13 protein-coding genes and 1 other RNA gene are annotated in these 14,053 nt (G+C 46.2%); 5 read left to right on the top strand and 9 right to left on the bottom strand.

The features are described 5' to 3' along the window. Nucleotides 1-9 precede the first annotated feature (9 nt). From ACT6NU_RS11085 to ACT6NU_RS11070, 4 genes are all read right to left on the bottom strand, one after another. A complete protein-coding gene (locus ACT6NU_RS11085) occupies nt 10-2,283 on the bottom strand; it encodes an aconitate hydratase (protein WP_445381739.1) in 2,274 nt (757 codons plus the stop codon). A 172-nt stretch (nt 2,284-2,455) separates the two neighbouring features. Beyond that, nucleotides 2,456-3,409, bottom strand: a complete 954-nt coding sequence (locus tag ACT6NU_RS11080; RefSeq protein WP_445381738.1) for an AAA family ATPase — start codon at nt 3,407-3,409, stop codon at nt 2,456-2,458. A gap of 1 nt (nt 3,410) precedes the next feature. Further along, nucleotides 3,411-4,856, bottom strand: coding sequence for a peptidylprolyl isomerase (locus ACT6NU_RS11075; RefSeq protein ID WP_445381737.1), 1,446 nt, complete (start codon nt 4,854-4,856; stop codon nt 3,411-3,413). After that, nucleotides 4,828-5,739: a peptidyl-prolyl cis-trans isomerase gene (locus ACT6NU_RS11070; RefSeq protein ID WP_445381736.1), complete on the bottom strand. Its 912-nt coding sequence runs from the start codon at nt 5,737-5,739 to the stop codon at nt 4,828-4,830. The genes ACT6NU_RS11075 and ACT6NU_RS11070 overlap by 29 nt, the downstream gene beginning before the upstream one ends. A gap of 116 nt (nt 5,740-5,855) precedes the next feature. Between ACT6NU_RS11070 and ACT6NU_RS11065 the strand changes: the two genes are divergently transcribed. From ACT6NU_RS11065 to ACT6NU_RS11055, 3 genes are read left to right on the top strand one after another with little or no spacing between them, the layout of a single operon-like run. Then, a complete protein-coding gene (locus ACT6NU_RS11065; RefSeq protein ID WP_445381735.1) occupies nt 5,856-6,311 on the top strand; it encodes an SRPBCC family protein in 456 nt (151 codons plus the stop codon). 10 nt (nt 6,312-6,321) lie between these two features. Continuing rightward, on the top strand, nt 6,322-6,549 hold the full coding sequence (locus ACT6NU_RS11060) for a hypothetical protein (RefSeq protein ID WP_445381734.1): 228 nt from the start codon (nt 6,322-6,324) through the stop codon (nt 6,547-6,549). Nucleotides 6,550-6,558: 9 nt separating this feature from the next. Next, entirely contained in the window at nt 6,559-7,719 is a 1,161-nt protein-coding gene (locus ACT6NU_RS11055; RefSeq protein ID WP_445381733.1) for a serine hydrolase, read from the top strand. 32 nt (nt 7,720-7,751) lie between these two features. On the opposite strand, the gene rny is transcribed toward ACT6NU_RS11055, so the two are convergent. From rny to ACT6NU_RS11035, 4 genes are all read right to left on the bottom strand, one after another. Next, the gene (gene rny / locus ACT6NU_RS11050; protein ID WP_445381732.1) at nt 7,752-9,320 is read right to left on the bottom strand and encodes a ribonuclease Y; all 1,569 of its coding nucleotides are present in this window, start codon (nt 9,318-9,320) and stop codon (nt 7,752-7,754) included. A gap of 122 nt (nt 9,321-9,442) precedes the next feature. Then, a non-coding RNA gene (gene ssrS / locus ACT6NU_RS11045) (6S RNA) lies at nt 9,443-9,549 on the bottom strand. Nucleotides 9,550-9,603: 54 nt separating this feature from the next. Next, a complete protein-coding gene (locus tag ACT6NU_RS11040) occupies nt 9,604-9,900 on the bottom strand; it encodes a cell division protein ZapA (RefSeq protein WP_445381731.1) in 297 nt (98 codons plus the stop codon). 15 nt (nt 9,901-9,915) lie between these two features. Continuing rightward, nucleotides 9,916-10,206, bottom strand: a complete 291-nt coding sequence (locus ACT6NU_RS11035) for a hypothetical protein (protein WP_445381730.1) — start codon at nt 10,204-10,206, stop codon at nt 9,916-9,918. A gap of 193 nt (nt 10,207-10,399) precedes the next feature. Here ACT6NU_RS11035 and ACT6NU_RS11030 point away from each other — a divergent pair, with 193 nt between their 5' ends. Next, nucleotides 10,400-12,091, top strand: a complete 1,692-nt coding sequence (locus ACT6NU_RS11030; protein WP_445381729.1) for a M23 family metallopeptidase — start codon at nt 10,400-10,402, stop codon at nt 12,089-12,091. A 114-nt stretch (nt 12,092-12,205) separates the two neighbouring features. Then, nucleotides 12,206-12,853, top strand: coding sequence for a hypothetical protein (locus ACT6NU_RS11025; protein WP_445381728.1), 648 nt, complete (start codon nt 12,206-12,208; stop codon nt 12,851-12,853). Between the two features lies 1 nt (nt 12,854). Here the strand turns inward: ACT6NU_RS11025 and ACT6NU_RS11020 are convergent, their stop codons facing one another. After that, nucleotides 12,855-14,003: a cysteine desulfurase family protein gene (locus tag ACT6NU_RS11020; protein ID WP_445381727.1), complete on the bottom strand. Its 1,149-nt coding sequence runs from the start codon at nt 14,001-14,003 to the stop codon at nt 12,855-12,857. Nucleotides 14,004-14,053: the final 50 nt, after the last annotated feature.

The following is a 14,053-nucleotide window of genomic DNA, read 5'->3' as shown; positions in this document are numbered from 1 at the left end:
GGCCCTCACTTAGGAAGCGTTTTCTTTTTTAATCACATTCAGTGCGGAACCTTCCCGAAACCACCCGATCTGTGTGGCATTATAGGTGTGGTTTGCTTTTATGTAATCTTTACTTCCATCGTCGTGAACTACCTCTATTGTAAGGGGCTTATCGGCTTGGAAATCCGCTATATCCGTAAAATTGAAGGTGTCATCCTCCTGTATCAGGTCGTAATCCGATTCGTTGGCAAAGGTAAGCGCCAGCATCCCCTGCTTTTTGAGGTTGGTTTCATGGATACGGGCAAAAGATTTAACCAGTACCGCTGCAACCCCAAGGTGCCGTGGTTGCATGGCTGCGTGTTCCCTCGAGGAACCCTCACCGTAATTGTGGTCTCCAACTACAATGGTTTTTATACCCCGGGCTTTATAAACACGTTGCGTATCGGGTACGCCACCGTATTCACCGCTTAGCTGGTTCTTTACAAAATTGGTTTTCTTGTTGAATGCGTTTACGGCTCCAATAAGGGTGTTGTTTGCAATATTATCCAGGTGTCCCCTGAAGCGTAACCAGGGCCCTGCCATGGATATATGGTCTGTGGTACATTTCCCGAAGGCTTTGATCAGCAACTTCATACCCTGCAGGCTTTCATTTGAAATGGGCTCGAAGGGATCCAGTAATTGCAGGCGCTCTGAATCCTTGGCGACCTTTACCTCCACGCTGTTGCCATCTTCTTTGGGGGCGACATAGCCTGAATCCTCAACCGCAAAGCCCTCCGGAGGCAATTCATAGCCCCTGGGCTCATCCAATCGGACTTCTTCTCCTTCCTCATTGATCAGGGTATCTGTAATCGGGTTGAAATCCAGCCTTCCGGCTATCGCTATAGCGGTTACCAGTTCAGGAGACCCCACAAAAGCTAGCGTGTTCGGGTTCCCGTCTGCGCGTTTGGCAAAATTGCGGTTAAAGGAATGAACAATCGTATTTCGCGGACCATCTGAAGCTTTATCTCCATAGCGATCCCACATCCCGATACACGGGCCGCATGCATTTGCAAAAACGGTTGCCCCAATATTGTTGAAGGTATCGATAAAGCCATCCCGTTCTATGGTAAAACGCACCTGTTCAGATCCCGGGGTTATGGTAAAGTTCGATTTAGTCTTTAGTTTCTTATCCGAGACCTGCTGAGCCAGAGATGCGGCTCGCGAAATGTCTTCATAGCTGGAATTGGTACAGGATCCGATCAGGCCGTATTCCACTTTTAAAGGCCAGTCATTTTTACGGGCAGCCTCTTTCATTTTGGAAATAGGGGTCGCCAGGTCTGGTGTGAAAGGACCGTTTAAATGGGGTTCCAGCGTTGAAAGATCAATTTCGATTACCTGATCGAAATAGGAATCAGGGTTGTCGTATACTTCCGGATCAGCTGTCAAATACTCCGCTACCTTATTGGCCGCATCTGCAACGTCCGAACGGTCGGTAGCCCGAAGGTAACGATCCATAGAAGCGTCATAACCAAAGGTCGAGGTAGTGGCGCCGACCTCTGCACCCATATTGCAGATAGTGCCCTTCCCGGTACAGGACATGGAGATTGCCCCAGGTCCGAAATACTCTATAATCGCCCCTGTACCCCCTTTTACAGTAAGTATTTCAGCAACCTTCAGGATTACGTCTTTTGGTGCGGTCCAGCCAGACAAACTCCCTTTGAGCTTTACCCCGATAAGCTTTGGAAACTTGAGTTCCCAGGCCATTCCAGCCATTACATCAACGGCATCGGCACCCCCAACACCTATAGCTACCATCCCAAGACCACCGGCATTTACGGTATGCGAATCGGTTCCGATCATCATTCCACCAGGGAAAGCATAGTTCTCCAGTACTACCTGGTGAATAATCCCGGCCCCGGGGCTCCAGAACCCTATTCCGTATTTATTGGAAACAGATTCCAGGAAGTCAAAGACCTCATTGCTGGTTTGATTGGCCCTTTTCAGATCGGCATCTGCGCCAACCTTGGCCTGTATCAGGTGATCACAATGTACCGTAGTTGGAACAGCCACTTTGGGTTTCCCTGCATGCATAAACTGCAACAGAGCCATTTGTGCTGTGGCATCCTGGCAAGCTACCCGGTCAGGTGCGAAATCAACATAATCCTTACCCCTTCGAAAAACCTTATCAGGGTTGCCATCCCAAAGGTGGGAATAGAGAATTTTCTCGGAAAGGGTCAGAGGTCTGCCTACCAGCTCCCGGGCTTTATCTACCCGCTCCGGCATGGAAGCGTAGACCTTTTTGATCATGTCTATATCGAATGCCATTGTTTATAAGGTTTATCTATTAAAATTGTTGCCCAAAAATACTAAAAAGCAGAGGGAATTAAAATAATTACAGCACTCAATATACGCCTTTTGCGAATGTTTGGTGTACTGAAAGATGAATTGTGAAAGATGATCAGGTCTGAACGGGTGCAAGAGCGTTACCCTCCCCTTTTCAAAGTAACTTTGATATAATATCCTCATCAGATATGCCCTCGGCTTCAGCCTTGTAATTTCTGAGGATCCTGTGTCGCAATATTCCCATAGCAACAGCCTGCACATCAGCAATATCCGGAGAAAACCTTCCGTCTACGGCCGCGTGGGCCTTTGCTGCCAGGATCAGGTTTTGTGAGGCTCTTGGACCGGCACCCCAATCCAGGTACTGGTTTACCAAATCTATGGCACCGGCCTCCCCGGGTCGCGTTTTATGTACCAGTTCAACAGCATAGCGTACAACATTATCCGGAACGGGAATACGACGGATAAGGTGTTGTACTTCCAGTATTTCTTCCGCACTGAAAAGGGTTTTGAGCTCCGTTTTCCGATCGTCCGTGGTTTTTTTGACAACATCGATCTCCTCTTCCACACTGGGATATGTAAGTTCAATAGCAAACATAAAACGGTCTAATTGCGCTTCCGGAAGAGGATAAGTACCTTCCTGCTCAATCGGATTCTGAGTAGCCAGCACAAAATAAGGCGCCTTCAGCTTATACTGCTTCCCGGTAATGGTAACCGCCCTTTCCTGCATAGCTTCCAAAAGGGCCGCCTGTGTTTTGGGAGGGGTCCTATTGATTTCATCTGCCAGCACAATATTGGCGAATACAGGACCTTTAATAAATACGAAATTGCGATTCTGGTCGAGTACTTCACTTCCCAGGATATCACTGGGCATCAGGTCCGGAGTAAACTGTATGCGTTTAAAATCCAGGCCCAGGGTTTGCGCAATTGTATTGACCATCAGCGTTTTTGCCAATCCGGGTACCCCGATCAGCAGAGAATGCCCACCGGTGTATATAGACCAGAGTATCTGATCGATTACGGCATCCTGGCCTACAATTACTTTTGCAATCTCTTTTTTTAGGGCCTGGTGCCTGGCAACTAACTTCTCTACAGCCTGAACGTCCGACATCCTATTTTTTTAACCAGTTATTGGCGAAATTACAGTCGCGGAACGCCCCATTAACGCTTATATAGGTTTCTTCGATATGCGTTTTCATCCATTCCCTGATGGCCTTAAACTGTTTATCCCGCAATGCCAGTTCCTGGATTTTCAGGTAATCCCTTGCAAAGTCAGCCTCATGTTCATCATAGCGGTTTGTCACCATCAGGATTTTATAACTGGCCGGGCCACCCCTCGGATCTTCTTCCAGTATGGGGTTGGATATTTCATTATCCTTCAGGTTTCTGACCTGGTTATAAAGGGTGGGATCCATTTTGGTGAGTTCAAAACGGGATCCATAATCACTGGGGTTTCGCAAAACACCGCCGTCGAATTTAGTCTCCTTCTCATCCGAGAAGTTACGGGCTGCTTCTGCGAAAGTGTACTTCCCGTCCATCACCTGCTTGCGGATAGTATCCAGTTCCTTTCGCGCATTGTCCATGGCTTCCTGCGGAACCTCCGGCTGGATAAGGATGTGCCGTAAATCCAGCTCCTGCCCCCTAATTTTTTCAATGTAGATGATATGGTAGCCAAAATCAGTTTCAAAGGGCTCGGAAATCTCCCCCTCCTGCAAACTGAAAGCCACATCCTTAAACTCCTTCACAAAGTTGGTTTTACGGGTCATGCTGTAAAACCCTCCCCGTGATTTTGAGCCCGGATCCTGAGAATACAGTATGGCCTTAACCCTGAAATTGGCATCATTATCCTCTACATCTGCCTTGATTTCATTGAGCTGGTCTATTACCTTTTGTTTCTCCTCTTCAGGGATCACAGGCCTTTTAACTATTTGAGCAATTTCCAGTTCTGCGCCAAAAACGGGCCGCTGATCTTCCGGAATGCTATTAAAAAACTGCCGGACCTCTTCAGGGGTTACCTGAATCTCCCCCACCACTTCCTGCTGCATCCGCTGAGAAAGCATTTGCAGCTTATTGATTTTGTAAAGCTCATCCCTCAGGTCTTCTACCGATTCCTTTTTGTAGAATGCAAGTACTTTTTCCATCGATCCGAGACGTTGCACAAATTCCTGAAGGTACTGATCACTGGAACTGTTCACCTCATCATCCGAAACCAGGATACTGTCCTGAACGGCCTGATGGGCGTAAAGCCGGTCTTCCATAAGCTTCCCCAGTAAACCGCAACGATCAATGTCCTGGGCTGTGGCCCCCTGGTTTCTCAAATCAATGAGGGTTTTTTCCACATCTGATTCAAGAATCACATAATCGCCAACCACTGATGCAATCCCATCCAGTTTAATGCGCTGAGTGGCACTGGCCGGTTTGCTGTCTGCCAGATCATCTGGCGAAACAGGAGTTTCAACAGGGGTTTCTTCTGTCTGAGGAACCGTGTCCTGTACCTGTGCGCTAAGACCTGCTGTCAGGACAAAAAGGCTAATTTGTAATAGTATTTTCTTGTGCATTGTCATAAATTTCAAATTCATTCCTTCGTATCGCTTCATTGATCAGATCTGATTCCAGCTCGCGAAGATACTTCATCTTTCTTCTGTTCAGCAAAACCTGCCGAAGCCTGGGTTCTATATAAGAAAGCGGGGCAATCTCATTGACCCCGAGTACGTCTGTCACCTTAATCAAATATACCCCTGAACCATCCTCCAGCTCTATAAATTGTGATTTTTTTAAGTTATCGCTCTCATTCTCTGCCGTCAGCGGTGGGATTTCATCCAGAATTCTCGAAACAGGGACCCAAAGTGAATCGTTAAAGTGCAGTTTACGGAATTGTACCCCTACCGAGTCCAGAAAGCGCAGATCGTTTTCGTTAAAACGCCGCAACCTTTCAGTAACCTCCTCACGGTTCAAAAATTGCAAGGGCAGCTCTATAAATCGCAACTGCACAATTTTTTCCTGCAGCCGAAAATTAACCCTTTCTTTTTCGTAGAATTCACTGAGTTCACTGTCCAGTATGAGTGTATCTTCTGACTGTGCTACCAGGGCTTCTTTGTAGGCGCGGGTATACAGATCTGCTCGATAATCCGAAATCAGGGATTCAAATTCTGCTATTTTATCCTCGGAAAGGTTGAATTTGGCCCTGGAGAGTAACAGGCGCTGGGTGGCCCATTTGGTAATCAGGTTGGAGGCCAGCGCGATGCTGTCTTCTGCGCTGAGATTATCTGCAAATAAATCAGAAATATCGTCCAAATACAGATATTCTTCACCTACCCTGGCTACAACCTCCCTTTCAGGCTCCTTCTTCCCGAAGGAATCGCATGAAATACAGAGCAGCCCGGCCAGCAAGCAAGTACCCACCAGTAAGAATTTCAGCGTTCCGATTTTTACAAGGCGCATCCGGCAAAAATAATAAATACCCCACGGGGAACAAGTAAAGTTCGGATGGATTAACACATTTTTATCAGGCATCCTATCCCAATTTTTTAGTAACTTGAAGAGTAAACAGACGCCTTATGAAGTACAGCTGCGAAATTACAATCCAGCTCTCCAGGGAACGTATGCTGGAAATTCTGGACAATCCAGAGAATATGAAACACTGGCAAAAAGGGCTTCTGCGCTATGAGCATACATCAGGTCCGCCTGGAGCAGAAGGCTCCCAGATGGAATTGGAATATCAGATGGGAAAGCGAAAAATCACCATGATAGAGACGATCATCAAAAAAGATTTGCCCGAGGAATTCCATGTAACTTATGACGCCAAAGGGGTACATAACCTCCAGAAAAACTACTTTGTTGAGCTCGATAAAAACAGCTGTAAATGGGTGTCTGAAACCGAATTCACCTTTTCAGGATTTGCAATGAAACTCATGGCACTGCTAATGCCTGGGGCATTTAAAAAACAATCTATGGCCTATCTGAAGGATTTTAAAAACTTTGCAGAATCCGGCCAGTCTGTTGCAGGTCTTTAAGCCATTGAATATGCAAAAAAGAATAAAGGTTATTTGGGATTTCAGGGGACCTGCTGCTTCCCAAACGGCCAGGCACTACTGCAATCACTTAAGGGAATATCCGCTGCAACCAGGCCCATTGGAAATTGGATCTAAAGACGTGAGTGCTATTCACAGCATGGCCTATATGGTAATATTGGAAACCGAACTGGCCGAAATACGGGATTCGCTTAAACCACATCGTGGCGAGTATGTGTAAATAAAAAATATGGATGCAACACATTGCCGGATTATGAGCCTTATTAAATCCCTTTTCCTGCTTTTGATAAGCTGCAGCCTCCTTGGTTGCCTCTCTGCGAGCCGCGAAAAGGACCCGCTTAAGGAAATCCTGAATTCAAGGGATCCTGCCATCCGTAAGGTCATGAAAGATCCAGGCCTGTACGAAGTCCAGATTCGCTATACCCGCATACTGAGGGAAGGCGGGGCTGTCCGTTTTAAAGATTACGATTTCAGAGTTGATTCTGAGGTGTATTTTTATCCTGCCTCCACTGTTAAATTTCCTATCGCAGTACTGGCACTAGAAAAACTAGGCACCCTGGATAGCCTGAATCGGGATACCCGCTATTATATCGAGGGCGACAGTGTGGAAAACAGTTTTGCAGAAGATATTGTCAAGGTCTTCGCCGTAAGCGATAATCACGCGAACAACAGACTGCTGGAATTTTTGGGGCAGGATGCCATCAATGAGCGCCTGGGGAGCCTGGGGGTGGAACCTGCCAGGATCTCGCACAGGTTGGGATTCCATAGCGATGATGTGAGTACGCGCCCCCTGATAGTGTATCTGAATGACAGCACCACAGTACAGTCCAAACCAATTGTGAACCATCCGCCTGTTCCCCTGGAAATTTCCGCGGTTTTAAAAGGCCGGGGCTATTACAGGGATGATTTCCTTTATATGGCACCCTTTGATTTCGGGCTGAAAAACTACCTGCCGGTTGCTGCATTATCCGGGCTGATGAAAAGAGTGGTCTTCCCGGAGACCTTTTCAGAAAATGAAAGGTTCCGTCTCAATCCGGATCAACGCGAATTCCTTTTAAACAGTATGAAGATCATCCCTCGAAAGGCGGGTTATGATCCTGTAATGTACCAGGACGGTTACTGTAAATTTTTTATCTATGGAGATACGGAAGATCGTATCCCCGATCATATCTCTATTTACAACAAAGTGGGGTTTGCCTATGGCACATTAACGGATTGCGCCTATATCACTGACAAAGAAAATGGGGTAGAATTTATGCTCACTGCCACCATTTTGGTGAATTCCAACGGCATTTTTAATGATGACCAATACGAGTATGACGAAACTGGGCTGCCTTTTCTGGCGGCATTGGGCAGGGCTGTCTATCAGTTTGAACTGGAACAGCAATGAAACTATTCAGGACTCAGACACCAGAAAAAATACTACTTTGCCACGTTAACCGAACGGGTTTCCCGAATAACGGTAACCTTTACCTGCCCGGGATAAGTCATATCAGTTTGTATTTTCTGAGAAATTTCAAAAGACAACTGGGCAGCCTTTTCATCGCTTACCTTCTCGCTTTCTACTATTACGCGTAGTTCCCTTCCGGCCTGTATGGCATAGGCCTTTTGAACCCCTCCAAAACCAAAAGCGATTTCTTCAAGATCCTTTAATCGCTGTATATAGGAATCCAGTACCTGCCTTCTGGCTCCTGGCCTGGCTCCGCTGATGGCATCACAAACCTGAACTACCGGCGAAATGAGGGTAGTCATTTCAACTTCGTCATGATGGGCCCCGATTGCGTTGCATACTTCCGATTTCTCTCCGTATTTCTCAGCCCATTGCATTCCTAGTATTGCGTGTGGGGTCTCCATTTCGGCCTCCGTATTGGGCACCTTTCCAATATCGTGAAGCAAACCGGCCCGTTTGGCCAATTTCGGGTTCAGCCCCAATTCTGAAGCCATAACCCCACAGAGTTTAGCTACCTCCCTGGAATGTTGCAGGAGGTTTTGCCCGTAGGAAGAGCGGTACTTCATGCGCCCGACCACCCGGATCAGTTCGGGATGCAATCCGTGTATCCCCAGGTCAATAACGGTCCGTTTCCCAACCTCTACGATCTCCTGTTCTATTTGTTTTTCCGTTTTCCGTACTACTTCTTCAATCCTGGCCGGGTGAATTCGCCCATCCGTGACCAATTTGTGAAGGGATAAACGGGCTACTTCCCGGCGTACCGAATCAAAGCAGGAAAGGATGATGGCTTCCGGGGTGTCATCAACAATAATCTCAACTCCGGTTGCTGCTTCCAGCGCCCGGATATTCCGACCTTCCCGTCCGATGATACGGCCCTTAACATCATCTGATTCCAGGTTAAAAACCGAAACGCAGTTTTCAACAGCTTCCTCAGTCCCGATTCGCTGAATGGTATTAACGATTATTTTCTTTGCCTCTTGCTCAGCCGTCATTTTGGCCTCTTCAATAGTTGTCTGCAAAAAGGCCATGGCATCCGTTTTGGCCGTTTCCTTAAGCGATTCTAAAAGCTGAGTCTTGGCATCCTCTGCAGAGAGGCCCGAGATGACTTCCAGTTGTTGCACCTGGCTGTTGTGCAATTTCTCCAGTTCCCCTTGTTTCCGTTCAAAGAATTCCCTTTTCTTGTCCAGTTCCCTGGCCTTAGACTCCAGCTGCTCATTTATTTTTTTGGTCCGTGCCAATTCACTGCTAACCTGCGATTCTTTATCACGGGTGCGTTTTTCCGCTTCGGCAATTTTTTTATCCTTGTTGATAATGACCTTTTCGTGCTCGGCCTTTAGTTCAAGAAACTTTTCCTTTGCCTGAAATATTTTGTCCTTTTTGATATTCTCAGCCTCAGCATTAGCCCCTTTCACAATGGAAGCAGCCTCTTTTTTGGCTGCATCAATGGTTTTGGAGGCTTTCCCTTTTTCCAGGATTTTGGCTATAATAAAACCTATCCCCAGGCCTATGACCAAAGCGATGATTCCCGTTGTAGTGTCCATTTGTAGTTCTTTTTAGTTTGCCTGTTCAGGCAATGAATACGAGTTCATGCATAGCAAGGGTTTTTTGCCCCTATTTCAGGTAGAAAATTCAAAAAAAAACCCACATTGGTGAAGTTTTGTACAAACTCCAAAAAACAGGTTTAGGGCTAACAAATTGCTCAAGGATCCTTTCTGGAAGGCCTGCTTTTACAACTTAAACTCACCCTTTTTAATTAAAATAATGTTGAGTTTGTCAAAAATAAATACCAATGTGGGCAGTATTGTTTTTGCTATGTAAAAGAACTTAGTGCATGCTCATTTTAGAAGCCACCAATGCATCGAGCGATTTTAAACGCTCGGTTACTTCCTGTGTGTCTTCTTTTTGTTCTATACCCCCCTGCTCCAATTTGGATGCAAACTGTAAGGCACACATGGCCAGTACATCCTGTTTATCGCGAACGGCATAGTTCTGTTCAAACTTTTTGGCAAGCTGTTCGATGTTCTTTGCTGCCTTTCTGAGCCCCTCTTCCTGAGCGGGATCAATGGTTAGCGGGTACACCCTGTCAGCTATTGAAAGCTTTATTTTTAGCTTCTCCTGCATATTTGAACGTTTGCATTACTCAGATAATTGTACGATACAATGATCTAGTTCTCTGATTAATGCGTTTATTTTGAGCTTGGCTTCTGTTTTATTCGTTTCACTGCCCAACATTGAATTAGCCATTTTCAGGGAATTGTATTTCTCCTCCCATTCAGCTGCAGTTCTTTGGGCGTCCTCATAGGCTTTATTAAGCTGATCGAGTTCCTTCTTCAGGTCTTCCCTGCTGCGCTGGGTCAATTCCAGTTTATGCAACAGTTTACTGATCTTATTTTCTAATGAGTCTACAATTTCGACCAATTCACTCATTGGCTTCCTTCAATGTATTTACACAAAGTTAAGATTCCCCGGCCGACTTCGCAATAGTTTTTCGTTAATAAAGCAATTATGGTCCCCGGTGGCCCGGTATAACAGGGATGAAGCAGTAATCCCAGCGGAAATTGAAGCTTTTGTGTTTCAGAATTGCATCCTGAATGTTTAATTTCGCATTAACTAGCCGTCTATGAAAAGAATTTTATGCTGTTTGATGATGCTCTCAGCATTGGGTATGAATGCCCAATATGCGGGCCCTGATAGCGATTTTGCCCCTCCCCTGGACATCCCCCTGATTCTCGCAGGAACCTTCGGGGAATTGCGGTCTAACCATTTTCATTCCGGAATAGACATCAAAACCCAGCAGCGTCAGGGACTGCCCGTATACGCCATCGCTGAAGGCACCGTGAGCAGGGTCAAGGTCAGCCATTGGGGGTACGGAAAAGCTTTATATATTTCACATCCAAACGGCTATACCTCCGTATACGCCCATTTGCAGAAATTCAGTCCTGAAATTGATGAATATGTAAAAAAGCTGCAATATTCCAAACAATCGTATGAGGTAGAAGCCTTCCCTGAATACGGCACCTTAAAAGTGGCCAAGGGGAGTGTGATTGCCTATAGCGGTAACACAGGAGGGTCTTCCGGGCCACACCTGCATTTTGAGGTACGCAGCAGCCTGGACGAGAAGCCTACCAACCCATTGCTCTACAACTTTGAGGTAAGGGATGCCACCAATCCCGTATTGGAAAAAGTATACGTATATCCATTATCCGAAAAATCACAGGTGAATCAAAGCGCGGAAAAAATTGAGATCCCGCTTAAACGGCAGGCTGATGGCAGTTACCTGGCAGACACTGTATATGCAGACGGCAACATAGGGTTCGGAATTGTGGCATTTGACCGCCAGGATATGGCTGCCAACAAAAATGGCGTGTTCCGTATTGAGCAAAGGGTAAATGGAAAAACCTATACCCGAATTGATTTCGATAAATTTTCTTTTGGGGAAACACGGCTGATCAATACGCTCATAGATTACCCCCATTACTACAAATACCGGGACCGGATTCAAAAATGCTTCCGGGCAGCCGGTAATAAATTAAGTTTATTCGAAGCTTTTCAAAACAATGGCGAAATAGCCATTCGGCCGGGTTTAAGCTATCAGGTGGAGCTTGAGCTAAGCGATGTTGCCGGGAATCGTACCCTGGTCCGCATTCCGGTTGAAGGCAAAAAACAAGCCGTACTGATCAGTTCGAAAGATTCAATAACGTCCAATTTCATATTGGCTTCCAAGCCCCATAGTTTTAGTGCGGGCAGTGCCCGGGTCTATTTTCCGGCCGATACCTTTTATGAGAATTTCTACCTGCAGCTCTCACATTCGGGCGATACCCTGTACCTTCACAACCCATCAGTTCCGGCACACCGAAATTTTACGATCACTTATGAGGTTTCCAAGTACTCCCCTGAGGAGAGAAGAAGACTTTTTGTTGCCAGGCTGGGCAGAAATAACAGATTGGAATACGAGCGAACCTATAAGCGGGGGAATACGTTTAATATTCGCAGCAGGGAATTGGGCAGTTTTGTGCTGGCCCAGGATACAATCCCACCCAAAATTTCCCCAAAAAACTTCAAGGAAAATCAATGGCTTACCAATTACCGTTACCTCAGCCTGAAGATTTCCGATGACCTCAGCGGTATTGAAAGCTATAGTGCTACCCTCAACGGCAAATGGATCCTGATGGAATACGAGCCAAAGACCAACACAATCACTTATAATTTTGACGACCAAATTCTGAACGAACGCCAGTGCCGACTAAAGGTAGAAGTTACAGACAATGTAGGGAACTCTAGTGAATTCACAGCAAATTTTTACCGGAGATAGCCAGCTAATTACCCCCCTTTAACCTAGCCACTTTTTTGCGTATTTTTGCACTGCCAAATATCTCGAATAAAGAGAAGTACTGGTTTCGAGAATATAATGAGTGAATTGAAACGCATGAATAAGCTTATTTTTCTGTTTGCCCTGTTTACCGTATGCGGGTTAAGCGCCCAGAAAGACATCTTTCAAAGCAACCGCTTTGACCAGCTAAGCAGGAATCATAGAACGCTGGCGATTATTCCATTCTTTGTACATCTGGACCTGGACAACGGGCTTTCAGGAAAGGAATTGAAGGTGCTGGAGGAAAAGGAAGGTTATGCTGTGCAAAACGCCCTGGAGACCTATTTTGGAAGAGGGAAAAAGCGTAAAAAATTTACAGTGGCCTTTCAGAATAGCGAGGACACCAATGCCCTTCTGGCCAAAAAAAATATTTCTTATAACAATATAGACCGGTATACTATCAGGGAACTTGCTTCTGTCCTGGATGTAGACGGAATTATCAGCGGTAATTTAGACATAAACGTATTGCTTTCGGAAGGCCTTCCTGAAGATTTCAGTTTTATGGATTATATCCTGGGTGATGCCGATTACGGCAGAATCGGGATAAAAATAAGCGATGGGGACTCCGGAAAGCTACTCTGGAAATACGAGCAGGAAATCAACAAGAAATCAGGAAAGAATACAGATGACCTGATCGATAAGATGATGAAGAAAGCGGCGAGGAGATTTCCATACGACAAAGAGAACCGCAGGGACAGAAGCTAATTCAGGCAGCAGCAAATTCCTGTAGCACCTCTACCACATAATCCAGTTCCTCCCGGGTGTTGTAGTGTGAAAACGAGAATCGGATGGAGGGTTGTTTCAGCGCCTCTTCGTCCAGAATTTCGTTTAAAACATGAGAGCCCGTATTACTGCCGGACTGGCAGGCACTCCCTTTAGAACAGGCTATTCCTTTAAGATCCAAATGAAAAAGGAGCATTTGCCCCTGTGCTTCGGTAAAGGGCAGGCGAACATTTACCAGGGTGTACGTGCTTTTTTCAGGATCCCCAGACAGGCCATTGAAAGTAACGCCAGGGAGGCTTGAAGTCAATTTCTCTATAAAATATTCCTTTAGCTGTTTCACGTAGTCCCGTTCTTTGGCCATGTCCTGATAGGCTGTCCTGAAGGCCGCTTCCATCCCGATAACATTGTGATAGGACTCTGTGCCCGCACGAAACCCCCTTTCCTGGGAGCCTCCCAATATAAGCGGCTTCAAGCCGGTATTCTTCCGGATAAAGGCAAAACCAATCCCTTTAGGGCCGTGAAATTTATGGGCCGCAGCTGTAAGAAAATCTACCGGTACCTGTTGTACATCCCAGGGGAAATGCCCGATGGACTGCACAGTATCAGAATGAAACAAAGCCCCGGACTGCCGGCACAGATTACCGATTTCTATTAAATCGATCATGTTGCCGATCTCATTGTTGACATGCATCAGGCTAACCAATTTACTTGAACCATCCGCAGTAAGCAGGGTTTGCAGATGCTCCATTTTCGGGTTTCCCGAATCGTCCAAATCAACAAACCGCAATGCAATACCGTATTCCACAACCAGGGCCTCAGCCGTATGCAGGACCGCATGGTGCTCAATTTTTGAGGTGATCAGGGTTTGAACACCCAGGTCTCGCACCGCTGAGCGAAGAATCATATTATCAGCCTCCGTACCTCCGGAGGTAAAGATGATTTCGCTGGGTTGGGCCCCCAGCTCTGCAGCGATGCTTTTACGGGCCTTTTCGATTCCGGTCTTGGCAGTTCTGCCAAAGGCATGGGTAGATGAGGGATTGCCGTAGCATTCGCAAAGCGCCTGATGCATGCTTTCGATCACTTCCTCCCTTAGTGGAGTGGTGGCTGCATTGTCCAAGTATACTTTATGCATGGTCTGCTTTTTTTTGCGTTTTCAAAAATAACCGTTTCAAATGAGATTCA

The sequence above is a fragment of the Robiginitalea rubriflava genome, assembly GCF_052540725.1.
Note: the sequence above shows the minus strand (reverse complement) of the source record. Positions and strands in the feature narration are given on the sequence as shown.

Bases quoted from the DNA above. Each gene is read 5' to 3' on its own strand.
- ACT6NU_RS11030 (WP_445381729.1), top strand. From the start codon at position 10,400: ATGAAAAGAATTTTATGCTGTTTGATGATGCTCTCAGCATTGGGTATG.
- ACT6NU_RS11025 (WP_445381728.1), top strand. From the start codon at position 12,206: ATGAATAAGCTTATTTTTCTGTTTGCCCTGTTTACCGTATGCGGGTTA.
- ACT6NU_RS11020 (WP_445381727.1), bottom strand. From the start codon at position 14,003: ATGCATAAAGTATACTTGGACAATGCAGCCACCACTCCACTAAGGGAG.
- ACT6NU_RS11075 (WP_445381737.1), bottom strand. From the start codon at position 4,856: ATGCACAAGAAAATACTATTACAAATTAGCCTTTTTGTCCTGACAGCA.
- ACT6NU_RS11035 (WP_445381730.1), bottom strand. From the start codon at position 10,206: ATGAGTGAATTGGTCGAAATTGTAGACTCATTAGAAAATAAGATCAGT.
- ACT6NU_RS11085 (WP_445381739.1), bottom strand. From the start codon at position 2,283: ATGGCATTCGATATAGACATGATCAAAAAGGTCTACGCTTCCATGCCG.
- ACT6NU_RS11080 (WP_445381738.1), bottom strand. From the start codon at position 3,409: ATGTCGGACGTTCAGGCTGTAGAGAAGTTAGTTGCCAGGCACCAGGCC.
- rny (WP_445381732.1), bottom strand. From the start codon at position 9,320: ATGGACACTACAACGGGAATCATCGCTTTGGTCATAGGCCTGGGGATA.
- ACT6NU_RS11065 (WP_445381735.1), top strand. From the start codon at position 5,856: ATGAAGTACAGCTGCGAAATTACAATCCAGCTCTCCAGGGAACGTATG.
- ACT6NU_RS11040 (WP_445381731.1), bottom strand. From the start codon at position 9,900: ATGCAGGAGAAGCTAAAAATAAAGCTTTCAATAGCTGACAGGGTGTAC.
- ACT6NU_RS11060 (WP_445381734.1), top strand. From the start codon at position 6,322: ATGCAAAAAAGAATAAAGGTTATTTGGGATTTCAGGGGACCTGCTGCT.
- ACT6NU_RS11055 (WP_445381733.1), top strand. From the start codon at position 6,559: ATGGATGCAACACATTGCCGGATTATGAGCCTTATTAAATCCCTTTTC.
- ACT6NU_RS11070 (WP_445381736.1), bottom strand. From the start codon at position 5,739: ATGCGCCTTGTAAAAATCGGAACGCTGAAATTCTTACTGGTGGGTACT.